General features: G+C 33.0%; 23 protein-coding genes, 2 tRNA genes and 1 riboswitch. Of the genes, 3 read left to right on the top strand and 22 right to left on the bottom strand.

Annotated elements, in window-relative coordinates; all coding sequences use genetic code 11:
* Positions 1–124: 124 nt before the first annotated feature.
* From BM319_RS11750 to BM319_RS11785, 8 genes are all read right to left on the bottom strand, one after another.
* Entirely contained in the window at positions 125–1,108 is a 984-nt protein-coding gene (locus BM319_RS11750) for a hypothetical protein (RefSeq protein ID WP_091022764.1), read from the bottom strand.
* Between the two features lie 117 nt (positions 1,109–1,225).
* Positions 1,226–1,783 (bottom strand): DUF4240 domain-containing protein, encoded by a 558-nt coding sequence (locus BM319_RS11755; protein WP_091022766.1) that lies wholly within the window; start codon positions 1,781–1,783, stop codon positions 1,226–1,228.
* A 212-nt stretch (positions 1,784–1,995) separates the two neighbouring features.
* Positions 1,996–2,069 (bottom strand) — tRNA-Arg (locus tag BM319_RS11760).
* A gap of 3 nt (positions 2,070–2,072) precedes the next feature.
* A tRNA-Gly gene (locus BM319_RS11765) sits at positions 2,073–2,146 on the bottom strand.
* A gap of 233 nt (positions 2,147–2,379) precedes the next feature.
* The gene (locus BM319_RS11770; RefSeq protein ID WP_091022769.1) at positions 2,380–2,886 is read right to left on the bottom strand and encodes a YfcE family phosphodiesterase; all 507 of its coding nucleotides are present in this window, start codon (positions 2,884–2,886) and stop codon (positions 2,380–2,382) included.
* Positions 2,886–3,506 (bottom strand): XTP/dITP diphosphatase, encoded by a 621-nt coding sequence (locus tag BM319_RS11775; RefSeq protein ID WP_091022771.1) that lies wholly within the window; start codon positions 3,504–3,506, stop codon positions 2,886–2,888. The genes BM319_RS11770 and BM319_RS11775 overlap by 1 nt, the downstream gene beginning before the upstream one ends.
* A 24-nt stretch (positions 3,507–3,530) precedes the next feature.
* On the bottom strand, positions 3,531–4,271 hold the full coding sequence (rph, locus tag BM319_RS11780) for a ribonuclease PH (protein WP_069035208.1): 741 nt from the start codon (positions 4,269–4,271) through the stop codon (positions 3,531–3,533).
* 187 nt (positions 4,272–4,458) lie between these two features.
* Entirely contained in the window at positions 4,459–5,502 is a 1,044-nt protein-coding gene (locus BM319_RS11785; RefSeq protein ID WP_091022773.1) for a GerMN domain-containing protein, read from the bottom strand.
* A gap of 200 nt (positions 5,503–5,702) precedes the next feature.
* Between BM319_RS11785 and BM319_RS11790 the strand changes: the two genes are divergently transcribed.
* Positions 5,703–5,927 (top strand): helix-turn-helix domain-containing protein, encoded by a 225-nt coding sequence (locus tag BM319_RS11790; RefSeq protein ID WP_056472461.1) that lies wholly within the window; start codon positions 5,703–5,705, stop codon positions 5,925–5,927.
* A gap of 827 nt (positions 5,928–6,754) precedes the next feature.
* Here the strand turns inward: BM319_RS11790 and BM319_RS11795 are convergent.
* The 5 genes from BM319_RS11795 to BM319_RS11815 are packed head-to-tail and all read right to left on the bottom strand — an operon-like array spanning position 6,755 to position 10,317.
* Positions 6,755–7,522, bottom strand: a complete 768-nt coding sequence (locus BM319_RS11795; protein WP_091022775.1) for a TatD family hydrolase — start codon at positions 7,520–7,522, stop codon at positions 6,755–6,757.
* 4 nt (positions 7,523–7,526) lie between these two features.
* Positions 7,527–8,258 carry an ABC transporter ATP-binding protein gene (locus BM319_RS11800; protein WP_091022777.1) on the bottom strand — a complete coding sequence of 244 codons (732 nt, stop codon included), beginning with the start codon at positions 8,256–8,258 and terminating at the stop codon, positions 7,527–7,529.
* Positions 8,255–9,022, bottom strand: coding sequence for an ABC transporter permease (locus tag BM319_RS11805; RefSeq protein ID WP_091022779.1), 768 nt, complete (start codon positions 9,020–9,022; stop codon positions 8,255–8,257). Before BM319_RS11805 ends, BM319_RS11800 begins: the two co-directional genes overlap by 4 nt.
* Positions 9,022–9,312, bottom strand: a complete 291-nt coding sequence (locus tag BM319_RS11810; RefSeq protein WP_069035213.1) for a thiamine-binding protein — start codon at positions 9,310–9,312, stop codon at positions 9,022–9,024. Before BM319_RS11810 ends, BM319_RS11805 begins: the two co-directional genes overlap by 1 nt.
* A 12-nt stretch (positions 9,313–9,324) precedes the next feature.
* A complete protein-coding gene (locus BM319_RS11815; protein WP_091022781.1) occupies positions 9,325–10,317 on the bottom strand; it encodes an ABC transporter substrate-binding protein in 993 nt (330 codons plus the stop codon).
* A gap of 88 nt (positions 10,318–10,405) precedes the next feature.
* Positions 10,406–10,515: riboswitch (TPP riboswitch) on the bottom strand.
* 232 nt (positions 10,516–10,747) lie between these two features.
* Between BM319_RS11815 and racE the strand changes: the two genes are divergently transcribed.
* A complete protein-coding gene (gene racE / locus BM319_RS11820) occupies positions 10,748–11,539 on the top strand; it encodes a glutamate racemase (protein ID WP_091022783.1) in 792 nt (263 codons plus the stop codon).
* 97 nt (positions 11,540–11,636) lie between these two features.
* Here the strand turns inward: racE and BM319_RS11825 are convergent, their stop codons facing one another.
* A complete protein-coding gene (locus BM319_RS11825) occupies positions 11,637–12,080 on the bottom strand; it encodes an RrF2 family transcriptional regulator (protein ID WP_091022785.1) in 444 nt (147 codons plus the stop codon).
* A 186-nt stretch (positions 12,081–12,266) separates the two neighbouring features.
* Between BM319_RS11825 and hmpA the strand changes: the two genes are divergently transcribed.
* Entirely contained in the window at positions 12,267–13,511 is a 1,245-nt protein-coding gene (gene hmpA / locus BM319_RS11830; protein ID WP_091022787.1) for an NO-inducible flavohemoprotein, read from the top strand.
* Between the two features lie 297 nt (positions 13,512–13,808).
* Here the strand turns inward: hmpA and BM319_RS11835 are convergent, their stop codons facing one another.
* From BM319_RS11835 to BM319_RS11870, 8 genes are all read right to left on the bottom strand, one after another.
* Positions 13,809–14,315, bottom strand: a complete 507-nt coding sequence (locus tag BM319_RS11835; protein ID WP_091022789.1) for a GNAT family N-acetyltransferase — start codon at positions 14,313–14,315, stop codon at positions 13,809–13,811.
* A 17-nt stretch (positions 14,316–14,332) separates the two neighbouring features.
* Complete coding sequence (locus BM319_RS11840) at positions 14,333–16,012, bottom strand: DUF2339 domain-containing protein (RefSeq protein ID WP_175495601.1); 1,680 nt, start codon at positions 16,010–16,012, stop codon at positions 14,333–14,335.
* 248 nt (positions 16,013–16,260) lie between these two features.
* The gene (gene thrS, locus BM319_RS11845) at positions 16,261–18,177 is read right to left on the bottom strand and encodes a threonine--tRNA ligase (RefSeq protein WP_069034545.1); all 1,917 of its coding nucleotides are present in this window, start codon (positions 18,175–18,177) and stop codon (positions 16,261–16,263) included.
* A gap of 408 nt (positions 18,178–18,585) precedes the next feature.
* Entirely contained in the window at positions 18,586–19,059 is a 474-nt protein-coding gene (locus BM319_RS11850) for an acyl-CoA thioesterase (RefSeq protein WP_069034546.1), read from the bottom strand.
* Between the two features lie 147 nt (positions 19,060–19,206).
* Positions 19,207–19,914: a hypothetical protein gene (locus tag BM319_RS11855; protein ID WP_091022793.1), complete on the bottom strand. Its 708-nt coding sequence runs from the start codon at positions 19,912–19,914 to the stop codon at positions 19,207–19,209.
* 150 nt (positions 19,915–20,064) lie between these two features.
* Positions 20,065–20,826, bottom strand: coding sequence for a succinate dehydrogenase iron-sulfur subunit (gene sdhB, locus BM319_RS11860; RefSeq protein WP_056473098.1), 762 nt, complete (start codon positions 20,824–20,826; stop codon positions 20,065–20,067).
* A gap of 7 nt (positions 20,827–20,833) precedes the next feature.
* A complete protein-coding gene (gene sdhA / locus BM319_RS11865; RefSeq protein ID WP_069034548.1) occupies positions 20,834–22,600 on the bottom strand; it encodes a succinate dehydrogenase flavoprotein subunit in 1,767 nt (588 codons plus the stop codon).
* A 12-nt stretch (positions 22,601–22,612) separates the two neighbouring features.
* Positions 22,613–23,248 carry a succinate dehydrogenase cytochrome b558 subunit gene (locus BM319_RS11870; protein ID WP_069034549.1) on the bottom strand — a complete coding sequence of 212 codons (636 nt, stop codon included), beginning with the start codon at positions 23,246–23,248 and terminating at the stop codon, positions 22,613–22,615.
* Positions 23,249–23,409: the final 161 nt, after the last annotated feature.

The raw sequence follows: 23,409 nt of genomic DNA on the forward strand, positions 1-23,409 counted from the left end.
CAAGCGCTTGTCTTTCGAGACGCGAAGCCTGGTGAGGAGCGGAGTAACCCTAAAGCGGTAATGAGCACCGCGCAGGCAGGCGAAGCAATGAAGAAAGCGAGCGTTTAGCGGGAAGTCTAACATCTCATTTTATGTTAAAGTATCCTTCATCTTCAAACCGTTTTACTAAAGCAATTGCACTTTTCACAGGAAAATATTCTACATTAAATAAGTCTTTTAATTCCTCTTCATCTACACTGCGATCAAAAAATTGTTGGACGATGCAATAAAAACAGGCTGCCCATGTATTTATATCCGCTGGTATTGGGATAAACGGGAAGTAAATTGTTATAAAGTGTTGGAAGTGTGTTTTTGCGATTTCGAAAGCAGAAGGGTCTTCACTTTCTAATACATCACTTAATTTTTTTAATATAGCATCTACAAAGATTTTATGTTCATCGACTGAAACAGATGTATTCCAAATCATCCTTTGGTTTACTTTGTTAAGTTCAAAATCTTTATCGATTGATTGTTCTTGTAGAATAAACAAAATAAAACTTTGAATTAACGGATTTGCTTTGGTGCTTTTTAATATTTCGCTAATTTGATCGATGACAAGATTACAATCTAAACTTCTTAATTCATTAATTAATTCAAGTTGCTTATCAATCGGTTCAGAATTTTCAACGATCATATGTAAATTAAGAACTTCACCCTTAATGCCTTCACGATCTGAAATTACTTTCTTTGATAATGAGAGCATCGCTTGAAACTTATCCATCTGATTTTCATCAATCCGTTTTTGAGTGAGTAATTTTTTTATATTTTTTTGTAATTCTTCATATTCTTTTAATTGAAATAAAATGCTTATGTACACTTCAATTGCTTCATCACTCTCAAATGGCCCGAAAACTAAATCCTCACATCTTTCCTTAGCTTCCCTAGCCCGATTTCCTTCTAAAAGACACGCGACTGCCGCAAGCTCTGTTTGTGAATTATGCTCATTTATTTCTTTTAATTGATTACATAACATTAAAGCTTTACTAAAATCTTTTTCTTCTAATGCTTTTTTACCTAAATTTATTATCCGATCCTTCAGTTTAGGAAAAAAGACAATATTGTCTTCCATGTTACTCTCCCCTAACATTTGTTATTTCCTGCACAAACTAGTTATGAAAAAGTGTATCATGAATTAAAATTATTTAAAATATTAAAGATACATGTATGGATGAATCTGTTTTTAGGTTTAGTACCCTAACGGTTTATTGCCAAATCTTTTCCATAGCTTTGGAAACTTAGCTTTTAGTTCGTCTTTTGACTTCCAATCGATCGTTAATTGTTGTTGAGGATAGTCATAGCCTTTGCTTTCAATAAGGGAATTAAACTCATTCCACAATTGATCATTCCAATCATCATCGCCTTTACGCTTGATTGTATACGCTTGTAAAGCTAGATCTAACATATCTTCCAATTCTGGCGTAAGTCCTTCTTCTTCATAAATAGGAAAAATGTATTCAGCTAAATAATCTGGGTCATCTAACGTTTTCTTGTAAACTTGTTCTCCTTGTCCGATTAACCAAGCTCTAAAATGTGCAAACGAATCCTCAGAACAGCCATCCATGATGATCCATGCAGCTCCTAAAAGATTTGCGGCATACGCTTTGGAAAAATAAGTTTCAAAATGTATTTCAAAACTAGCTATCTCTTCCTCTGATTGTTTAGCTAAATGATTTATTACCCATTCATAAGGTTCTTCAACAATATGCATTTTGGATATTAAGCTCCAAAATTCTTTTTCGTTCATTTATATCACTCCACTCTTTTATTTATACTAGAATAACATATCTAGTATAAATTTCATGATGAATAAAGCCTCTATTAATTCATATGAATCGGTCCTAATTTATAGAGTAAACGTAATTCATCATTTTATTTCTTTAGTACTTCAATTAAAAGTAGTTAAAACACAAAAAAAAGACACTTATTTTACATTAAGTAAAACAAGTGTCTTTTGGACGTCCTGAGAGGGATTCGAACCCCCGACCGACGGCTTAGAAGGCCGTTGCTCTATCCTGCTGAGCTACCAGGACATATGGAGCGGGTGATGGGAATCGAACCCACGACCGAAGCTTGGAAGGCTTCTATTTTACCATTAAACTACACCCGCATATTTGTTATTTCTTTTTTATTTCTTTGCGACATCACCCTGTCGACATAATTTAGTATAGTCGTTAAGCAAATTAAAGTCAACACTTTTTTAAAACTTTTTTCCAAAATAAAGAAAAAAAGTTTACAGTTGTATAATTACCTTAGTTTATTAGGGCTTTCGGGCTTTTAGTACTCTGAATTTTTTTGTTTTAGATAAGGTTAGTAGCATATAAGCTACTAACCTCCATTAATTCATGATAATTCAAATGAAGTAGTAGTAAGTACCGTTCCATCTGTATTATAAAAAGTAACATTAGCTTTCTTATCAATTGTTTCAAGAATAGCATAAGTCTTTTCTTTTCGCATTCTCGGTAATAGAATACTGCCAGGGTTAATAAAAAGGACATCATCTATTACCTCGGCTCCTAGTACATGTGAGTGACCAAAACAAGCAATTGTTGCTCCAACTTCTTTACAACGATAATACAGCTTTTGCAATGACTGTTTTATTCCATGTAAATGACCATGTGTTGCATAGATTGTATATTCATTTCCACGGTGAATAAATTCTTCAGGGAATTCTCCTCTGAAATCACAATTTCCTCTTACTACATTATAATCACTTAGTTCCTTAGCATTCACTTCTAATTCCGAATCTCCACAGTGGATCATTAAATCTACACTATCACGATATCGTTCGGCGATTTCTTGTAATGGTTTTGTCAATCCATGGCTATCACTTACAATTAGTACTTTCATTAATTTGATCCTCTAAATAAAAAGTCTTTATCTTCTTTATTTATTACATCCATTAATGATTTAATTGCATTTGCGCGATGACTTAAGCCACCTTTTTCATCTGTTGTTAATTCAGCCATCGTTTTATCTAATTCTGGCAAAAAGAATATTGGATCGTAGCCAAAACCGTTTGTTCCTCTTTTTTCATTGGCAATAAACCCTTCAACTGTACCATAAACAGTGATTGTTTCTTTACCTGGAACCGCTAAAGCTAAAGCACAATAAAATCGCGCAGTTCTTTTTCCAGGAAAAACGCCTTCTAGTTCGCTTAATACTTTTTGTAAATTATCTTCATCACTTTTATGTAATCCGGCATATCGAGCAGAATAAACGCCTGGTCTACCTTCAAGTGCATCCACAATTAAACCAGAGTCATCTGCAATGACTGGCGTATTTAACTCACTAGCTAAATACTCAGCTTTTAAGATCGCATTTTCTTCAAATGTAGTTCCTGTTTCTTCAACTTCTTGAATTTCAGGAAAGTCTTTTAAAGACTTAATTTGAAATCCCATCGGCTTAAAAAGTGCTTCAAAATCCTTCACTTTGCCTTGATTATTTGTAGCAATAATGATTGTATCCATCCTTAAAGTCTCTCCTCGAAATGATTATTGAAATTTAATACCTTCTTGTAATAACACTTCTTTTTGTTTTTCAATTAGAGATTTAATTCCTAATTCACCTAAAGATAGTAACTCATTTAATTCTTCTCTAGAAAATGTTGCTTCTTCACCAGTTCCTTGAAGTTCAACAAACTGTCCTTTTCCAGTCATAATAATATTCATATCAACACTTGCAGCCGAATCTTCTACATAATATAAATCTAGTACTGGTCCAAGGTCTTCTAAAATACCAACCGAAGTTGCGGCTAAATAATCTTTTACAGGATACGATTTCAATTTATCCATTTTAATTAATTTATCAAAAGCAAGCATCATTGCAACAAATGCACCAGTAATTGAAGTAGTTCGTGTTCCTCCATCTGCTTGAATGACATCACAATCGATCCAAATTGTCTTTTCACCAAGTGCTTCTAAATCAACTACTGCTCTTAACGCTCTTCCTATTAATCGTTGAATTTCCATTGTTCGACCAGTAACTTTACCTTTTGATGATTCACGGATCGTACGCTCTTGAGTAGCCCTCGGTAACATTGAATATTCAGCTGAAATCCAACCTTTTCCACTATTTCTCAAAAATGGTGGTACACGGTCCTCAACAGTTGCATTACAAATTACCTTCGTATCACCAATACTAATAAGCACAGAACCTTCTGCATGCTTTGTATAGTGAGTAATAATCTCTATTGGTCTAAGTTCATTATTTAATCTTCCATCTGTTCTTGTCATGATTGTTCCTCCTACAAAATCTTCCAAATACTAGTATAGACAAAAATGTGATTTCATTTCTACTTATTAAGTATAATTTAAAGATAAAATTAAAAACCTTGTACAAAAATCGGCACAATTTTTGTACAAGGTTGATATTTAAAACATTTTATTAATAGGCAATCATTATCTTTTCTTAACGACTGGCTTACAATTTCTTCGTATTTACATCCTTAGGTCTTGAAACAGGTTGGCTTAAAGGCTTACCTTGTTGGTCCAACGCAGTTAATTTACCATTGATTTGGATTTCAATAGACTTAACACCTTTTTGCTCAGTTAGAGAAAGTACAAGCGGCTGTAATACATCATTATTGATCATATTTTTTGCAATATTTCCATAGATACCATCGTTAAAATTAAGTACTAGCTTACCGCCTTTGAAAACAGGTTGACTAACTAGTTTCGTATCAGTTCCAAAATCAGATACTAAATTTGAATATTCAGAAGGACCTTTTACTAGTTCATTTACGATTGCCGAATATGAATCTGTTTGAGCATTTGAAATCCTAGTCGTTACAGGTACATAATAAGTGTCTCCCATTTCCCCTTGAGAAACATAATATAGCGTAACTGGTCTGGAGTTCATAATATCTACAATGTCACCTTTATCAAAGTTAATTCCGTCATCTCTTGTTAACCCATCACCAATCTGAGCTTTATTGATTGGCATCGATGCAAGCTCTTTTCCGTTTACTCGAATTTTCACCTTTGTCACATTATCAAATTGAGTTAACGTCCAAGTAACAGCTTGAAACACTTTTAATTCATCTTCAGCACGGTATTGCTTAAATTCTGGTGAAAAATCAGCAATAATCGTACCATCCTTTTGAGTTTGAACACCTAAAACTTCAGTATTCGGAGGTAAAACTGCTTGGAAACCATTCGGTAATTCATCTGTAACAGGACCATCTTTTACTAAGTACTCTAACGCTTGTTTAGCCAAGCTAGTAGACTTAGGTAATTGGAATGTTTGCGGTACAACATACCCGTTACGGTCAATTAAATATAATTCCCTTTTTACAGTTTCCTCTTTCTTTGCTACTTCTTTTGAAGGTTGATCACTTTTATAAACTACTGTTTTAGGTGGATCAATGTCAGTTGAAGATTTCGTTGGAAGTAAACTACATCCACTCATTGTTGCAATTCCACATACCGCTGCCGCTGTTACTAACAATCTTTTTTTCATCACCATACTCCCCCCACGCTTTTTTACTATTTATACGAGCCTGTACATTTTTTAGAACAAGCTAAATAGAAAAAAATAAATAATTTAAATCTAGCTCTAAATTTACTGGAAATATTCACCTAAAAGACCTATCGTTCATATGATAAAAAGACTAAATGAATACCCATCCGAAGAACAGCTCGGTCAAGCAAGGAGGGTTAGCACAGTTGAAGGATAGAGACTATCAAACAAAGCACACACTCACAAAGCGTGAAAAAGAAGTATTCGAGCTTCTTGTTCAAGATAAGACTACAAGAGAAATTGCTGAAGAACTTTTTATAAGTGAAAAAACTGTGAGAAATCATATTTCAAATGCAATGCAGAAGCTTGGGGTTAAGGGGCGATCACAAGCAGTTATTGAGCTTCTTCGTATGGGAGAGCTTGAACTGTAGTTCTTTTGTAGGAACACTTCTACAAACCAACATACTGCCGGCATTCTAATCGAAATGCCGGTTTTGGTATTTACATTGAAACTAAAGTTTTACATTTCTCTATTTATTGCTTGTAAGGAATCTGTTTATCTAAATTGAAAGTTTTACTTTATATCCTACTTATAGTAGATAAAAAGCCTATCTGTAAATTTGGATAGATGCTCTGCTATAGGGGGATATTATTTTAGCTCTTTTTACCTATCTAAAACTAAAATAAAAAAATCGTTTCCTGTTGGAAAACGATTTAGCTGTTGAAAAACATCCTTGTCAATTAAATTACCAAATCTTCGTAAAGGAGTAGAGTGATGTTGATTTCCACTACAGGATGCTCGCTTTCCATGGGGCGAGATTCTTTAGCCTCCTCGGCAAGCCTGCGGGGTCTCAGCCTTCCCGCTAATACCATAGGAGTCGAGCATCCCTCCGTTCCAATCAACTTATTCATCAAAAAAAGTCTGCAATAAATTCTAATCAAGTAGCCTTTACTTAGAGTAATCTAACAGTTGTTTATAAATCAGCTTGTAGGTCAATTGAGTTTGAACCTCAAATTATAAACCTATCATTTAAAACGATAAATCTAAATTTTTCTCTTAGTTCCAATTACTATAGTTTGTTTGAATTGTATATCAAAATTATTGAAACATTTTAACAGTTAAAATCGTTAATAAATATAAAAAAATGTATTTTAACGTCGATAATGTTTCATCTAATTTCGTTTTCCCTATAGAGCGTTTTGTATTTCAACACTTTGAAAAAAAAATCGTTTCCTGTTGGAAAACGATTTTCTTATTTTATATACTATAAAATTTCTTAGTATTTTCATATAAAGTTTTATATGCACTTGATAGATTTATGTCTTTTAACTCAGCTATCTTTGCAACCGATTGATGCATAAATTTAGGATGTGTCCACTCATTTTCAAAAGGCCCTTCAAATGGCCAAGGACCATCTGTTTCGATCATCATTAATTCTAAAGGATACTTTTTCACTAAGTCTTGAATCTCATTTTCATAGAGTACATCAGGTGTAATTGAGATAAAATACTCATTTTTCATCATCCGGTTAATTGTACGTTCGTCTCCTTTAAACCAATGAAAATGGACTTTTTTAATAAAATATTTTTCTAATAGATTACATACTGTTTCGGCGTCCTCATACACTGCGTGTAATATGATCGGTTTATTTAACTCTTTTGCAAGTGAGATAAATTTTTCTAGTAATTGAATATACGGTACGTAATCAAGCTGTTCTTCTAAATTCTTATAATATGGTAATCCAACTTCTCCGATTGCGACCATTTCATCCTGATGGTTCTTAATCCATTCAATTAATTTATCAACCTCTTCATCAGAAGGGATTTGTTGTTCAGGATGAAATCCGAATGCTGGATATACACTATTATTTTGATTTTTTAACTCTAAATTTTTCTTACTAGATTTTAAATCCATCGATACCGAAATGAGCGCCTCGATTTCGTGTCTTTCTAAATTAGTTACTATTTCTTCTCTTTGACTAGTATCATAAGAATCTAAATGAATATGAGCATCTATCATTTTCATCGTTTTACTCCTTCTCTAAAGCCAAATAGATTTTTCTTTTATACTCCGTAAATTCATCACTTAATAATAATTCTTTTTTACGTGGTCTTGGAAACGGCACGACAATTTCTTCTTTTATTTTGGCGGGTTTGTCAGAAAATATATATATTCGATCAGACATTAACAACGCTTCATCAATATTATGCGTTACTAATAAAATTGATCGTCGTTGCTCCTCCCAAATTGATAAAAGCCATTGTTGCATATCAAGTCTAGTGAACTCATCTAAAGCTGAAAACGGCTCATCCATACACATGAACGACTGCGGTGCTAGTAGAGACCTTAAAAATGAAACTCTTTGTTTCATACCACCAGATAATTCATGAGGGTAAGCATTTTCATAGTTTTCTAAACCAGTTCTTTTAAGCCAGTCTCTTGCCAATTTTTCATCGGGTTTATGTTTCAATTCTTGTGATAAAACAATATTTTTTAATACTGTTCTCCATGGTAGTAAAGAATGATCCTGAGGCATAAAACTAACATGACCAAGTTCTCCATTTATTATCGATCCATTTAACTTTACTTCTCCAGAATCTGCTTTTACTAAACCACCTATAAGGTGGAACAACGTACTTTTCCCACTACCAGATGGACCTAGAATCGATACAAATTCACCCTCGTTTACATAAAGGGATATATTATCTAATACTTTATAACCGCTATAACTCTTTGATAATTGTTCCACTTGTAATGTCATTTTCGTTTCTCCCCTTTAACTTTCCATTTAACAGTAAACCGTTCAATTACAACTATTAGGAAGAAGAAAAGCATACTTAAAAACATAATGATAAAAATTGAAACAAATACTCGATCTGTTCTAAATGAAGATGAAGCTAATGTCATATACACCCCAATTCCAGATTTCGCTCCTAGCCATTCAGAGATAACTGCCCCCATAACACTATAAGTCGCTGAAATTTTTAAGCCAGAAAAAATGGAAGGTAGAGAAAAAGGCAATTCAACTTTCCAAAAAATTTGTGATTTGGATGCTCCCGCCATTTTCATATAATTAATTAATTCACTTGGTGTTTGTCGAAAACCATCCAAAGCTGAAACTGTAACTGGGAAAAAACAAACAAGAGAAATAATGATTAATTTAGGTAATACACCAAATCCAAACCAAATAATTAAAAGAGGTGCCAATACGATAATTGGTACATTTTGTGAAAGAATTAATAATGGGTAAAAAGCTTCCCTAACACCTGGAATTAAATGCAATAGAAATGCGATTAAAAATCCTAATAAACTACCAATTAAAAAACCAATAATCGTTAATTGAATTGTAGAAGAAATATGAGGAAGTAGTGAATCAGTTGATTTCATTCCTTCTTTAAAGATTTCGATTGGTCCTGGTAATAACCAAGATTCGATTTTCCAAATTTTAATACTTAGCTGCCAACAAATTAAAAAAAGCAGGATGACAACGATCGGTTGCCATCCTTTTATATTTTTAGATTTCATTAACGGTACTTCTCCGTTAACACATCCATTGTAATACCTTGTGGTTGATAAAGAATTTTCATTTGAGTTATTACATTGTGGCAACCTATTTCAATCATTCTTTCATTCATTTTTTGAACAACCATTAATAATTGATTCAAGTCGCCTTCCATAGTTGTTTCCAATGGTTGAACTTGATATTTTACGCCTGATTCATCAATAATTTTAATTGCTTCATCAACTGCTGGAATAACATCCTCAATATTATTCGTTTTCGGTATAATTTGGACACTCATTAAAGTAGTTTGCATTTTTGCTCCTCCTTATTTCGCTGGTAAGAATTCATTCGTAAATGCTTCTTTTGGCTTAAAGTTTCCTTCTAATAATTTATTTTCAGCTAAGAAATCAGCATAGTTTTTCCAAACTGATAACTTTTGCTCACCCCAACGGTCTGCATCATCTTTATATTTAGATGCTAACCATTCTTGGCTTTTTTCCACTAATTTTTTATCTAGATCAGGATTATCCTTTATTAAAATCGAAGCAGCTTCTTTTGGGTTATCAATCGCAAAATTATATCCTTTTGATGCTGCAGCCACAAACGCTTTTACTATTTTAGGGTTTTTACTAATCATTTTTTCGTTCGTTGCTAAAACTGGAGTATAGTAATCTAGCTTTTTACTATAATCAGTTAAATAAATCATGTTTAATTTTTCTCCACGTAGCTCTGCTTCAATCCCTGTCCATCCTTGATAAATCCACGCAAAATCGATATCTCTTTTTACCGCTGTAAAGAAATCAGCATCACCCATATTAACGATATTTAACTTATTAACATTAGCATTTTCTTCTGACATAAGTGATTTTAAAATAGCCTTTTCAACCGGTGAACCCCATCCACCATACGTTTTTCCAACGAAATCTTTTGGAGATTTAATTTCTTTTTTCACTGGTGATGCAAATCCAGAAGTATTATGTTGAATAATTGCTGCAATTGAAACAATCGGTACATTTTGAACCCTTGCTTGCGTAATTGACTCTTGATAAGAAACACCAAAGTCTGCTTTACCTGATGCCACCAATTGGTCTGCACCTGTTTCTCCAGGGCTGATTATATCTACATCAAGTCCTTGTTCCTTAAAGTAACCTTTGTCCTTAGCAACAAATAGCCCAGTATGATTTGTATTTGGCGTCCAGTCTAGTACGACAGTCACCTTTTTTAATTTCTTTGTCTTTTTAGTAGTAGCAGTTTTGTTTTGACCACACCCGGTTAACATTAAACAAATAGCTACTAAAAATACTACTAGTTTTTTCATTATCTATATCTCCTTTTTGTTTTTGGTTTATACAAAAAGAAAACGTCCGGATACTGACCCGGACGTAAATGCGCTGTAAAAAACATATCTAAAAAGAGATACTGTTCCCTACGCTGGCATCACCCAGATCAGGTTCTAAGAGTCAACATCTTAAGGATGCTATCTCAGCCAGCAACACTGGCTCCTCCACATTTTTTCTCATATATAAACTTTTCCTCATTAATATAACAGATAATGATTTAATTTACGAATTATTTTTAACTTGTGTTTAAATGTTTTAATACTCTGTTAATAGGCGTAATAAAACTATGAAATTTTAACATTTTTAAAAAGAGAATGATAAACAAAAATATCATTTCTTATAGTAAAATCTTAAATGAATAAAGAATATACTACATCAACAAATTATTAAGTAAAATGAGGGGATTTTTTGAATAAACCAATCGGAGTCATTGACTCAGGTGTTGGGGGCTTAACAGTTGCCAAACAAATTATAAGACAATTACCTAAAGAGGACATTTTATACTTAGGCGATACTGCAAGATGTCCATACGGATCACGACCATATTCGGAAATCAGAGAATTCACTTGGGAAATGACTAATTTTCTAATGGAAAAGGATATAAAAATGTTAGTCATCGCCTGTAATACAGCAACTTCAGTCGTTTTAAATGAAATGCGAGAAAAACTTCAAATCCCAGTCATTGGAGTTGTCCGCCCAGGTGCTAGAGCAGCAATAAAATTAACCCAAAATGACCAAATCGGTGTCATAGGAACGAATGCTACTATTAATAGTAAAGCATATCATTCTGCACTAAAGCGGATTAATGACAAAGTTATAATTGAAGGTTTGGCATGCCCAGAGTTTGCCGGAATTGTTGAAAATGGAGACTACAATAAACCTGAAATATTTGAGATTGTTAAACATACTCTTTCACCGCTTATTGATTCAAATATTGATACCCTAATACTTGGTTGCACACATTACCCATTATTAAGTCCAATCATCCAAAAAGTGATGGGTCCATCAATCCAACTTATCAGCTCTGGAGATGAAACGGCTTTAGAAGTAAGTGCAATTTTGGATCAACAAAATATATTATCTAACTCTGAAATCACTTCCCATGAATTTTTTACAACTGGGGATCCAACCATTTTTAGTAAAATAGCTTCATCTTTATTCCAGGAACCGATGGAAAACGTAAAGTATATTAAACTATAAAGGTCAATAGACGACATTAAATGAAGAAAACCAACAAAGTAAACCTTTGTTGGTTTTTGTGTTTTTAAATTGCGAACGCTCTTCTATTTCATAAAATTTATTCTTTTTTATTACTTGCAAAATAATCTTTAAGCATTGCATTATTTTTTACAATATCATCTAATGTGTATTGATCTAAAACTTGTAAAAATTGTTCTAATGCATTATTAAATATATGTTTTAAAGAACAAACAGGTGTAATAACACAAGTATTACCGTGTTCAAAACATTCTACAATATTAAAGTCTTCTTCAGTTTTACGAATTATTTCGCCGATATTTATTTCTGTTGGCAATTTAGCTAAACGGATTCCACCGTTTCTGCCACGGATCGTTTCGATGTAACCCATCTTTCCTAAATTATAAATTATTTTCATTAAATGATTTTTAGAAATATCATAAGCTTCAGCGATGTCCTTAATATTAACTAATTTTTCACGTGGCTCAGAGCTTAGAAATATTAGTACACGAAGAGAGTAATCCGAATAAGTTGTTAAACGCATAACTTGTCCTCACTGTTTTATTTAAGATTAATCATAGCATAATTGTGAACTTTTTTTAAACTTTTATGTATTTTTGCGAAAAAATTCACAATAGATGTATTTTACATATTGCTTTAAATAAATCCTAGGTCTAAGATAAAGATGCATTTACAATACTACTTTAAATCGTGATTAGGGGGATTTTTCATGCTATCTCAAAAAACAATTGATATTATTAAGTCAACAGTTCCAGTCTTAGAAGTAAAGGGTACAGAAATCACTAAAGTATTCTATAAAAATTTATTTACTAATCATCCTGAACTATTAAATGTATTTAATCAAACAAACCAACAACAAGGTAGACAACAAACTGCTCTTGCAAACACTGTTTTAGCTGCTGCACAGAACATTGATAAATTAGCAACAATTATTCCTGTTGTAAAACAAATTGCGCAAAAGCACCGCAGTCTTCAAGTTAAACCAGAGCACTATCCAGTCGTAGGGCAACATTTACTAGGGGCAATTAAAGAAGTACTTGGTGATGCTGCAACTGATGAAATACTAGGTGCTTGGGCGGAAGCATATGGAGTTATTGCACAAGTATTTATCGATATCGAAAAAGAAATGTATAAAGAAGCATCTTCTCAAGAAGGCGGTTGGTCTGAATTTAAAGAGTTTAAAGTGATCGAAAAAGTTGAGGAAAGCGATGTAATAACATCATTCTACTTAGCTCCTAAAGATGGTTCTTCAGTTCCTACTTTCTTACCTGGTCAATATATTACTGTTCGTTCACAAATTCCTGGTGAAGAATATTTATCAAACAGACAATATAGTTTATCTGATGCACCAGGTAAAAATTACTTTAGAATTTCAGTAAAAAGAGAAGCTGAAGAAAACCAACCACTTGGGAAATTCTCAAACTACCTGCACAATCAAGTAAAAGTTGGTGATACATTAGAAATTACTGCTCCAGCAGGTGAATTTACTTTAAATACTGAAATTGATTCAGATGTTGTTTTCTTAAGTGGTGGTGTTGGAATTACACCATTAATTAGCATGGCTAAATCAATTGCAAGCAATCAACCAAAACGTCAAGTCAGCTTCATAAGCGCTTCAAGAAATGGTAAATTACAAGCATTTGAAAATGAACTAAACCAATTAAAAGAGCAATTAACAAATTACAATTTATCATTTGTTTATGAAAATCCATCTGAGGAAGATGTTCAAAATAACAACTTTAAAAAGCAAGGTTATATTGATGCAGAATGGTTAAATAACAATGTTAAATCAGACAATGCAGATTATTACGTATGTGGACCAGTTCCATTTTTAAAAGCTATTATAACAAGTTTGAAAGAATTGGGTATTAATGATACACAAATTCATTATGAATTCTTCGGACCAGCAATGAGTTTAGATACTGAACCTAAAAGCCCTGTACATCAAGGCTAATACTTAAAAAAGATGCTCAATTTAGAGCATCTTTTTTCATTTCTGTTCTAATAATACAGCCACTTTTTTTAAAATTGTTGGTATTGTAAAGCTACCAAAAATTGCGATTAGGTCACTTGAGTAGTATTTTTTTAGAGTGCCATATACTAAGCTACTTATCATAAGATCGTACAAAAAGAATCGACCAAATTCTCGTTTAGTTATGACCATAAAGATGATAGTTGGATTTCTTGTTGTTAGAATAAGCCCACCTTCTTCTAGAAAAATTGATCATTCTAATAAATGAAAATCGCTAATTTATTTTTTATCAAATATCCAATAATATTTTTCAATTTCTTCTTTTACTTTTATCATGCCAATTTTCTCTAAAACTTTAATAGAGGCATGATTATAAATGGAACAAATAGCAGTTATTCTTGTAACATGATTTTGCTTTAATCCCCACTCACAAAAAGCCCTACCCATTTCAGTTGCATAGCCCTTACCTTGATAACTAGGTGCAATACTATAACCTATTTCCATAATACCAGTTTCGTCAGGGCCACCTTTAAATCCCATGTCCCCAATAATTACTTGATCTTTTTTATGAATAATAATCCCTTCATATTTTTCTTCGTTAGGATGCTTTTGAAAACGAGAGATTTTATAAGGGAAAAGATTTTTATATACGAGAATTGGCCACCCATGAGCGAATCTATAAAATTGATTTTCAAATTCTAACTCTTTATTTCCACTTAAAACAGAAACCATCGCTTCTGCTGTAAAAGTCATTAATAGTAAGTTTTTAGTTTCAGTGATTAGCATTAACTGACTCCTGTATACTAAATTTTATAGTTTTTTTGACTACTGCTTCCCTTAAAAAATATTCTCGAAATTACTAATCCAATCAAACCAAGCAGTATAAATAAACCGGCTCTAACCATCAATGTAATATTTGGTAAATCTATTAATACAAGTTTTCCTAGTGTCAGCAATAATAAACCGATCCCAGTATATGTCCAAACTTTAAACTTCTTAATGTTGCCAAGTATCATAGCTAAAATTGAAAGTAAGATCCAACTTATATTAATTAATAATCGAATCATATTATCAGATTGATCTACAGCAAGTATTTGAACAATTTGTGTTATAAAGGCAATCAATATAACTGTAATTAATAAAGAACTGCTTAATAAGATAAATTGTTTTTCATCTTCATTTTTATATGCCAAAATTGCAATCGTAATGAGTGCTAGAATTAACATTAGCCAATTCATCGTTTCAAAAGACCAAAAAGAATCTATTCCAACTGATAAAATGGATATCCCTACAGGAATAAATGTAAGGGAAGCTATAATTAATTTCAGTAGATCTCGATATCTTAAATAAAATAAATAAGATGATACCGCTTGAATTATTAATACAGTACATAGTAAGTTTTCTGAAACACTATCCAAACAAAGGAATGAAATGGCTAATATAAAATTAGTCGAAAATCCAAAGAAAAAATCCGATTTCTTTTTATAATAAAAGGTCAGTAATAAATATCCTACACATAAAAAGATTAAAATCATTGTTCTAGTCTGATCTTCAAATGCACTAAAGATCCAACCAATTGTTAAAATAAAACTAGTGTGAAGAATTAATACTTGCTTTTTAATAGTAAGCTTAGATTTGATCAATATAGCTAGCAAACTAATATGTTGAACGATAATACTTAGTGCGAAATATTTAATTCCATTCGTATTAAAATTGACTAAAGCAACAATTAAATATGATAAGTGCAATAATATTGCAGACGAAAGATAGATGAATTTATATTTCTTAAATGCTGCATAAAACATAAAGCATAAGTAAATCACTGTTTCATAGACAGAGAAAAATAAATAGTTTGGCGAATTACTTTTGACTAGGAAAGGGACAAAAACGGCTCCTACTATACTTATTAATCCAATAACTTCTGATTTGTATCTATTCATAGAATAAAAACCAATACATACCCAAATAATTAAAAGGGTAAATGCAATCGTTGACCCAACCATGTGATATAAATGATGCATGGCAAATGTAGTTAAAAATAATACGGGTAACACGCCACCAATTAATGATTGGCCAAGTGTTGACCGCTTAGCTTTCATTTGACGATTACCGTACCAGAATAAAGCAATGGCTATAACAAATCCAATTCCTACTTTTGCATACTTGTTTAATACCCCATAATCTGATGCCGCTTTAAATCCCCACATTACGCCAAGAATGAAAATAAATATAAAAAATCTAGGTAACCACTTTTGGAAAATAAGTGCTTCATAATCAATCTTTTCATTTTCAACAGTTACTTTTACCTGTCTACTAACTGTTTTTTGTGGTTTAGCATTAATAACTTTAGTTTGACTTATTTGTTTAATCTCGTTTGAAGTTTCTTTCGTTATTAAGAGAAATTCAATTTGTTTCTTCATTTCTCTGACTTCTTCTTCAAGCTTTTCTACCTTTTTTTGAAGATCTTGACTCTGATTATCCAACTGCATCACCTCTTATCATAACTATGTATTTTATTAAGACTAAATAACTGAAAAGACATCCTTCATATAAGTTCGCTATTTCCTAAGATTTATCCTATAAAAAATTGCTTATGAAGTCTGTTTTTTGCAAATTTCGTCATATTTCCCAGAAAATAAAGGCAATCACTTTCTACTAGAAAACAATCGTTTTTAATTATATCGGTTAAGTAAAAAAAATCCTCTATTATAAAAATAGAGGATTTTTAAAATTAAAATAGAACTTTTTCTAATTTTTGTTGTTTAATCATTTCTAAGAAGCTATCGAATGGTTGAGTACCAATGTCGCCTTCGCCACGTTTACGAATAGCTACAGTATTATTTTCAACCTCTTGGTCACCAACTACTAACATATAAGGTAATTTTTGAAGTTGTGCTTCACGGATTTTATATCCAATTTTTTCGCCACGTAAATCAGCTTCAACACGAATTCCTGCAGCTTTTAATTGATCAGCAAGTTTTTGTGCATATTCATTGTGAACACTTGAAATAGGTAATACTGCTACTTGAACTGGTGCTAACCATAATGGGAATGCTCCAGCAAAATGTTCAGTTAAGATTCCTAAGAAACGGTCAATTGAACCATAAATTGCACGGTGGATAACAACTGGACGTTCTTTTTGGTTATCTTCATTAACATAAGTTAAATCAAATTTCTCAGGCATTTGGAAATCTAATTGAATTGTAGCACATTGCCAGCTACGTTTTAATGCATCTTGAATATGGAAATCGATTTTCGGACCATAGAATGCGCCATCGCCTGGGTTTAATTTAAAGTCTAAGTTCTCAGATTTTAGAACATTTTCTAACGCTTGCTCTGCTGAGTTCCATAACTCTTCTGAACCCATTGAATCTTCTGGACGAGTTGATAATTCTACTTTGTAAGTGAATCCGAATACGCCGTAAATTTCTTTAATTAAGTTAATTACTTCAATGATTTCGCCTTCAATTTGATCTGGACGACAGAAGATATGTGCATCATCTTGAGTAAAAGTACGAACACGCATCATACCATTTAACGCACCAGAATATTCATGACGGTGAACTTGACCATTTTCACACATACGAACCGGCAGATCACGGTATGAATGTAGTTTATTTTTATAAACTAACATATGACCTGGGCAGTTCATCGGTTTTAATGCGAATTTTGTTTCATCAACCTCAGTAAAGTACATGTTTTCATGGTAGTGATGCCAGTGACCTGATTGCTCCCATAATCTTTGATTCATAATGAATGGTGTACGAACTTCTTTATAATCTTTTGAAGTTTGTAATCCGCGCTCATATTGTTCTAATTCATTACGGATAATAGTACCTTTTGGTAAGAAGAATGGCATACCAGGTGCCTCTTCAGAGAACATGAATAATTCAAGCTCTTTACCTAATTTACGGTGATCACGTTTTTTAGCTTCTTCTAATAAGAATAAATGCTCTTCTAATTCCTTCTTACTTGGGAAAGCAGTACCATAAACTCGTTGAAGCATTTTATTATTCGCATCGCCTCTCCAATATGCACCAGCAACTGATAATAATTTAATCGCTTTTACACGGCCAGTTGTAGGAACATGTGGTCCACGGCAAAGGTCTACGAATTCACCTTGAGTATACATTGAAATAACTGCATCTTCTGGTAGATCACGGATTAATTCTAGTTTAAACTCATCATCTAATTCAGTGAAGAATTTAATTGCCTCTTCACGACTAACCTCTGAACGAGTAATCGGTAAGTTTTCTTTAATAATTTTTTCCATTTCTTTTTCAATTTTAGGTAGGTCTTCTACTTTAATTGAAACAGGAAGATCAATATCATAATAGAAACCGTCAGCAGTTACTGGTCCAACCCCAAATGCAGCTTTTTCACCTTTATAAAGACGTTTTACTGCTTGAGCTAAAATATGTGCAGAACTATGACGCATCATTTCTAATCCATCTTGATCATCTTGAGTAATGATTTGAACTTCACAATCTTCAGTAATAGGTGTATTTAAATCCACTAATTTACCATTAATTTTTCCACCAAGCGCTTTTTTCTTTAAGCTAATGGAGATTGAACCCGCGAAATCTTCAACTGTTGTATTTTGTTCCACCTCGCGAATTGATCCATCTGGTAATTTAATTGAAATCATTTAAGTTCACTCCTTTTTCAAATTAATTTTGACAATAAAAAAAGAGCACACTCGTAGGGACGAATGTGCTCGTGGTTCCACCCTAATTTAATGTACACAAAAAATATGTATACAAAATCTCAACGTTTTAACGGTCTACACCGATAGTAGTTACTTGTAAAAAAATTACGTTCCCCACTATAGCTACAAGGTGGTAAGTCATTCAACGTATAGAGAATTCTCGCACCAAATGAATTCCTCTCTTACTATCGTCTTGAACGCTCGTGTCCTTGATCTTTGCTTTTCCTTATTCGTATAAAAGTATTATATAGAATGTCATTGAATTCTTCAAGTACTCATCTTAAGATAAATTTAATTGTTTTATCATTCTATTCAATCTTTATTCAGTATGTGACAACATTAATTGTTTTAAACACTAACGATCGAATTCTTTATTTCATTTAAAAATTTTTCTTTCCAATCTTTTTTCCATTGTTCACTTCGCCCTGTATGACGATTTATATTTACTAAAGAATTTCGTCCAGTAAAGCAAATTTCACTTTGAGGATTAACTCCCATATAGTGTAAATCGATTGATGAATTTCCTACTTTTGCAATTTTTACGTATACATCGATGATCTCATTAAAAAATACTTGTCGTAAGTAATCACATTGTAAATCAGCAACAACTGGAATAAATTCACTATGATTTGCCGTCCATTCTTGCATAAGCCCTAAATATTTTAAATACTCAATTCGTGCTTCTTCAAAATAAACGAATGGAACTGTGTTATTCATATGTCCAAACATGTCCGTTTCACTAAATCGAACTTTAATAGTTATCTTAAATGAAAACTCAGATTGCCACTCCTGTATATTAGATACATAATTCATTTTCCCCATCGAATTTGCCCCCTTACTATCTATATTATATCATTAATTCCTTTAAAGAATGAATATTCATTCAGTTCCAAGGGGGGCAGGATGAAGGAAATAAAGGACTCTTTCTTTACCCTAACCCTATTAAGTCATAACAAACATCCTTAACATTTAATAATTTTGATGAATATAATTTCCATGTTTAAATGTGATTCTTTTGAAATGGTTATTTCGCATCCATGCATCTACACGTTTTTCAAAAAGCTCTCCCCCATATATTGGGTATCTTTCAGAAATAAGATTTTTTTCATTATATATCTTATTTTTAAAATCATTTGTCCTGATTAAATAACATTGATCTGAAAATCCATAACCAATATAAAAGTTTTCATCTTCATCTATTGATTCTTGTTTTGCCTCAAAACTATTTCCATTCCATACTGGATTTGCTACTTTGATTCTTTCATCAGCTTGAAGTTTTAGTATTGATAAATCAATCCAATTAAAAGGCTTTTCTAAAATAGAATCACTTGAAAAATGAAGTAGATACTCAGTCTTACAAAGATAAATACTAACAAGTTCTGAGATTGAATAGTAATAACCACCTTTGAAGCTCTCCTTAGTAACCTCAAAATAATTAAGTGCTTCATTTGAATAATCATCAACTATTACATATGACGATAAGACATCCCTTGCGACAAGTTTGTCTGCATGACGACTGACTTCCCTTACATCTTGTACGTTATTAATATATAAAACTTTTTCTTTAAATTGAAATTGATTAAACTCAATCATTTTTTCGATCCGGTCTGTCTTTAAAAGTATTTCCCAATCTTTTTCGTAGCATTTCGTCTCAAATGTCACTTCAAACTGTTGCATTTAAGTTAACCTCCGTTCGAAAGGGGTAAGACACCGCACATCCCTTTGCTGCCCTTACTATTGATATGATTTAAAAATGGAGTTTATTAGAAGATATTGATTTAAAAATGCAAAAAAAGCATGTCCCGAAAGGACATGCTTTTAAGTTTATTAAATTTCGTCGCTTCCAAAGAAGTCTTTGAAAGATTGGATTGTAGTTGCACGGTTTAACGCTGCAATTGAAGTTGTTAAAGGAATACCTTTTGGACAAGATTGTACACAGTTTTGTGAGTTACCACAGTTTGATAGTCCACCGTCACCCATAATTGCATGAAGACGTTCTTCCTTATTCATTTCTCCAGTTGGATGAGCATTAAATAAACGTACTTGTGAAAGCGGTGCAGGCCCAATAAAGTTAGATTTACTATTAACGTTTGGACAAGCTTCTAAACATACACCACAAGTCATACATTTTGATAATTCATAAGCCCATTGACGTTTTCTTTCAGGCATTCTTGGTCCAGGACCTAAGTCATGCGTTCCATCAATTGGAATCCATGCTTTAACGCGTTTTAAAGAATCGAACATGCGGCTACGATCAACTTGTAAGTCACGTACTACTGGGAATGTGCTCATAGGCTCAAGACGAATTGGTTGTTCCAATTTGTCAATAAGCGCAGAACATGATTGTCTTGGTTTACCGTTTATAACCATAGAACACGCTCCACAAACTTCTTCAAGACAGTTCATGTCCCAAGAAATTGCAGTCGTTTCTTTTCCATTTGAATTAACTGGATTTTTACGAATTTCCATTAACGCCGAGATTACGTTCATATTCGGACGATAAGGGACAGTAAATGTTTCTTCATATGGCGCAGTATTTGGTGAATCTTGACGTTTTACAATTACAGTAATTGTCTTTTCAGCAGTCATTGTTCCATTATGCATTTGCTTTGTCCTCCTTTTTCTTAGAATAATCTCGTTTTCTTGGCTCGATTAATGATGTATCAACATCTTCGTAATGGAATAATGGTGAATTTGATTTCTCATCAAATTTAGCCATTGTAGTTTTTAAGAATTCCTCATCATTACGGTCTGGGAATTCAGGTTTATAGTGAGCTCCACGGCTTTCATTACGGTTATATGCACCTAATGTGATAACACGTGATAAGTGAAGCATGTTTTCAAGTTGACGAGTAAATGAAGCACCTTGGTTACTCCATTTAGCTGTATCATTAATATTAATGTTTTGATAACGCTCATAAAGCTCTTGAATTTTTTCATCAGTTTTTAATAAGCGATCATTGAATCGAACTACAGTAACGTTGTCTGTCATCCACTCTCCAAGCTCTTTATGAAGAAGGTATGCATTTTCTTTACCGTCCATTTTATAAATACGATTCATTTTTTCTTTTTCTTCATTTGCATTTGATTCAAATACAGAAGTTGAAACATCATCTGAAGATTTAGCTAAACCATTTACGTATCTTACAGCATTTGGTCCAGCAACCATTCCACCATAAATAGCAGAAAGTAATGAGTTAGCTCCTAAACGGTTAGCTCCGTGCATTGAGTAATCACACTCACCAGCAGCAAATAAACCAGGAATTGTCGTCATTTGGTCATAGTCAACCCATAATCCACCCATTGAATAGTGAACTGCTGGGAATATCTTCATTGGAACTTTTTTCGGATCATCACCTGTAAATTTCTCATAAATCTCGATGATTCCACCAAGTTTTACATCAAGTTCATGTGGATCTTTATGTGAAAGATCTAAATAAACCATGTTTTCACCATTAATACCAAGCTTGTGGTCAACACATACAGAGAAAATCTCACGTGTAGCAATATCCCTTGGTACAAGGTTTCCATATGCAGGATATTTCTCTTCTAAGAAATACCATGGTTTACCGTCTTTATAAGTCCAAACTCGTCCACCTTCACCACGAGCACTTTCACTCATTAAACGGTTTTTATCATCTCCAGGAATTGCAGTTGGATGGATTTGAATAAATTCACCATTTGAATAAACTGCACCTTGACGATATACAGCTGCAGCAGCTGAACCAGTGTTGATAATTGAATTTGTAGTTTTACCAAAGATAATACCAGGGCCACCAGATGCCATAATTACAGCATCTGCAGGGAAACTTACGATTTCCATTGATGTTAAGTTTTGTCCAACGATACCGCGACATACTCCTTCATCATCAACTACAACTCTTAAAAATTCCCAGCCTTCATACTTTTGAACTAGACCTTCAGATTCGTAACGACGAACTTGCTCATCTAATGCATATAATAATTGTTGTCCAGTCGTAGCACCAGCAAATGCTGTACGGTGATGTTGCGTTCCACCGAAACGACGGAAGTCTAATAATCCTTCAGGCGTACGGTTGAACATTACACCCATGCGGTCCATCATATGAATGATGCCAGGTGCTGCTTCTGCCATTGCCTTTACTGGTGGTTGGTTTGCTAAGAAATCTCCACCATAAATCGTATCATCAAAGTGCTCCCAAGGAGAGTCACCTTCACCTTTTGTATTAACCGCACCATTAATTCCACCTTGAGCACATACTGAATGTGATCGCTTTACAGGAACTAATGAGAATAAATCTACTTTTGTGCCAGCTTCAGCGGCTTTAATTGTTGCCATAAGACCAGCTAATCCGCCACCGACGATAATTATTTTACCACTCATGATTCTCTCTCCTTACTTGTACGCTAGTTGTGGATCAATGAATGCAAAGATAGCAGTTAATCCAACGAATGATAATACAACGAAAACACCTAATGTAACATATGTTGAAATACGTTGTGATCTAGGTGTTACAGTAATTCCCCATGATACAAAGAATGACCATAATCCATTAGCAAAGTGGAAAATTGTTGAAATTACACCTACTATATAGAAAACTAACATAAATTTCGATTGGAAAATATCAGCCATCATATTATAATCAACAGTTGCTCCCATTTGAGCAGCAATACGTGTTTGCCACACGTGCCATGTAATAAAAATTAAAGTTATTACACCAGAAATACGTTGGAATAAATATAACCAGTTACGTAAGTATCCATAATTTTTAACATTGCTAGTTCCTGTGAACGCAATGTATAATCCGTAAATTGCATGGTATAAAATTGGTAAGAAAATGACAAAAACCTCTAAAAAATAGCGGAATGGTAAATTCGCCATAAATTCAGCAGCTTTGTTGAACGATTGCGCTCCATTTGTCGCAAAATGATTGACAACTAAGTGCTGTGTTAAAAAGATTCCAACTGGAATAACTCCTAGCAATGAATGAAGTTTTCTAAAGAAAAACTCCCTTCCATTCTTGTTGCTCATGTAAACCCCTGCCCCCTTTAGTTTGTGCACATGAAAATTTAATTCCTCTATTATTCTAAAAAAATAGAATAAATAAGCAATACGCATAAAAAGTCGAAATTTTTATGACATTTATCTACAACCCATTTTACTCCTGATAATATAGCAGGTCAAGAAAACGC

The organism is Bacillus sp. UNCCL81 (genome assembly GCF_900112535.1).
Classification (GTDB): Bacteria; Bacillota; Bacilli; order Bacillales; family Bacillaceae_G; genus Gottfriedia; species Gottfriedia luciferensis_B.

Excerpts from the sequence above, each read along its gene's own strand:
- BM319_RS11750 (WP_091022764.1), bottom strand. The coding sequence starts at position 1,108 with ATGGAAGACAATATTGTCTTTTTTCCTAAACTGAAGGATCGGATAATA.
- BM319_RS11755 (WP_091022766.1), bottom strand. The coding sequence starts at position 1,783 with ATGAACGAAAAAGAATTTTGGAGCTTAATATCCAAAATGCATATTGTT.
- BM319_RS11770 (WP_091022769.1), bottom strand. The coding sequence starts at position 2,886 with ATGAAAGTACTAATTGTAAGTGATAGCCATGGATTGACAAAACCATTA.
- BM319_RS11775 (WP_091022771.1), bottom strand. The coding sequence starts at position 3,506 with ATGGATACAATCATTATTGCTACAAATAATCAAGGCAAAGTGAAGGAT.
- rph (WP_069035208.1), bottom strand. The coding sequence starts at position 4,271 with ATGACAAGAACAGATGGAAGATTAAATAATGAACTTAGACCAATAGAG.
- BM319_RS11785 (WP_091022773.1), bottom strand. The coding sequence starts at position 5,502 with ATGGTGATGAAAAAAAGATTGTTAGTAACAGCGGCAGCGGTATGTGGA.
- BM319_RS11795 (WP_091022775.1), bottom strand. The coding sequence starts at position 7,522 with ATGAAAATGATAGATGCTCATATTCATTTAGATTCTTATGATACTAGT.
- BM319_RS11800 (WP_091022777.1), bottom strand. The coding sequence starts at position 8,258 with ATGACATTACAAGTGGAACAATTATCAAAGAGTTATAGCGGTTATAAA.
- BM319_RS11805 (WP_091022779.1), bottom strand. The coding sequence starts at position 9,022 with ATGAAATCTAAAAATATAAAAGGATGGCAACCGATCGTTGTCATCCTG.
- BM319_RS11810 (WP_069035213.1), bottom strand. The coding sequence starts at position 9,312 with ATGCAAACTACTTTAATGAGTGTCCAAATTATACCGAAAACGAATAAT.
- BM319_RS11815 (WP_091022781.1), bottom strand. The coding sequence starts at position 10,317 with ATGAAAAAACTAGTAGTATTTTTAGTAGCTATTTGTTTAATGTTAACC.
- BM319_RS11825 (WP_091022785.1), bottom strand. The coding sequence starts at position 12,080 with ATGCGTTTAACAACTTATTCGGATTACTCTCTTCGTGTACTAATATTT.
- hmpA (WP_091022787.1), top strand. The coding sequence starts at position 12,267 with ATGCTATCTCAAAAAACAATTGATATTATTAAGTCAACAGTTCCAGTC.
- BM319_RS11835 (WP_091022789.1), bottom strand. The coding sequence starts at position 14,315 with ATGCTAATCACTGAAACTAAAAACTTACTATTAATGACTTTTACAGCA.
- thrS (WP_069034545.1), bottom strand. The coding sequence starts at position 18,177 with ATGATTTCAATTAAATTACCAGATGGATCAATTCGCGAGGTGGAACAA.
- BM319_RS11850 (WP_069034546.1), bottom strand. The coding sequence starts at position 19,059 with ATGGGGAAAATGAATTATGTATCTAATATACAGGAGTGGCAATCTGAG.
- BM319_RS11855 (WP_091022793.1), bottom strand. The coding sequence starts at position 19,914 with ATGCAACAGTTTGAAGTGACATTTGAGACGAAATGCTACGAAAAAGAT.
- sdhB (WP_056473098.1), bottom strand. The coding sequence starts at position 20,826 with ATGACTGCTGAAAAGACAATTACTGTAATTGTAAAACGTCAAGATTCA.
- sdhA (WP_069034548.1), bottom strand. The coding sequence starts at position 22,600 with ATGAGTGGTAAAATAATTATCGTCGGTGGCGGATTAGCTGGTCTTATG.
- BM319_RS11870 (WP_069034549.1), bottom strand. The coding sequence starts at position 23,248 with ATGAGCAACAAGAATGGAAGGGAGTTTTTCTTTAGAAAACTTCATTCA.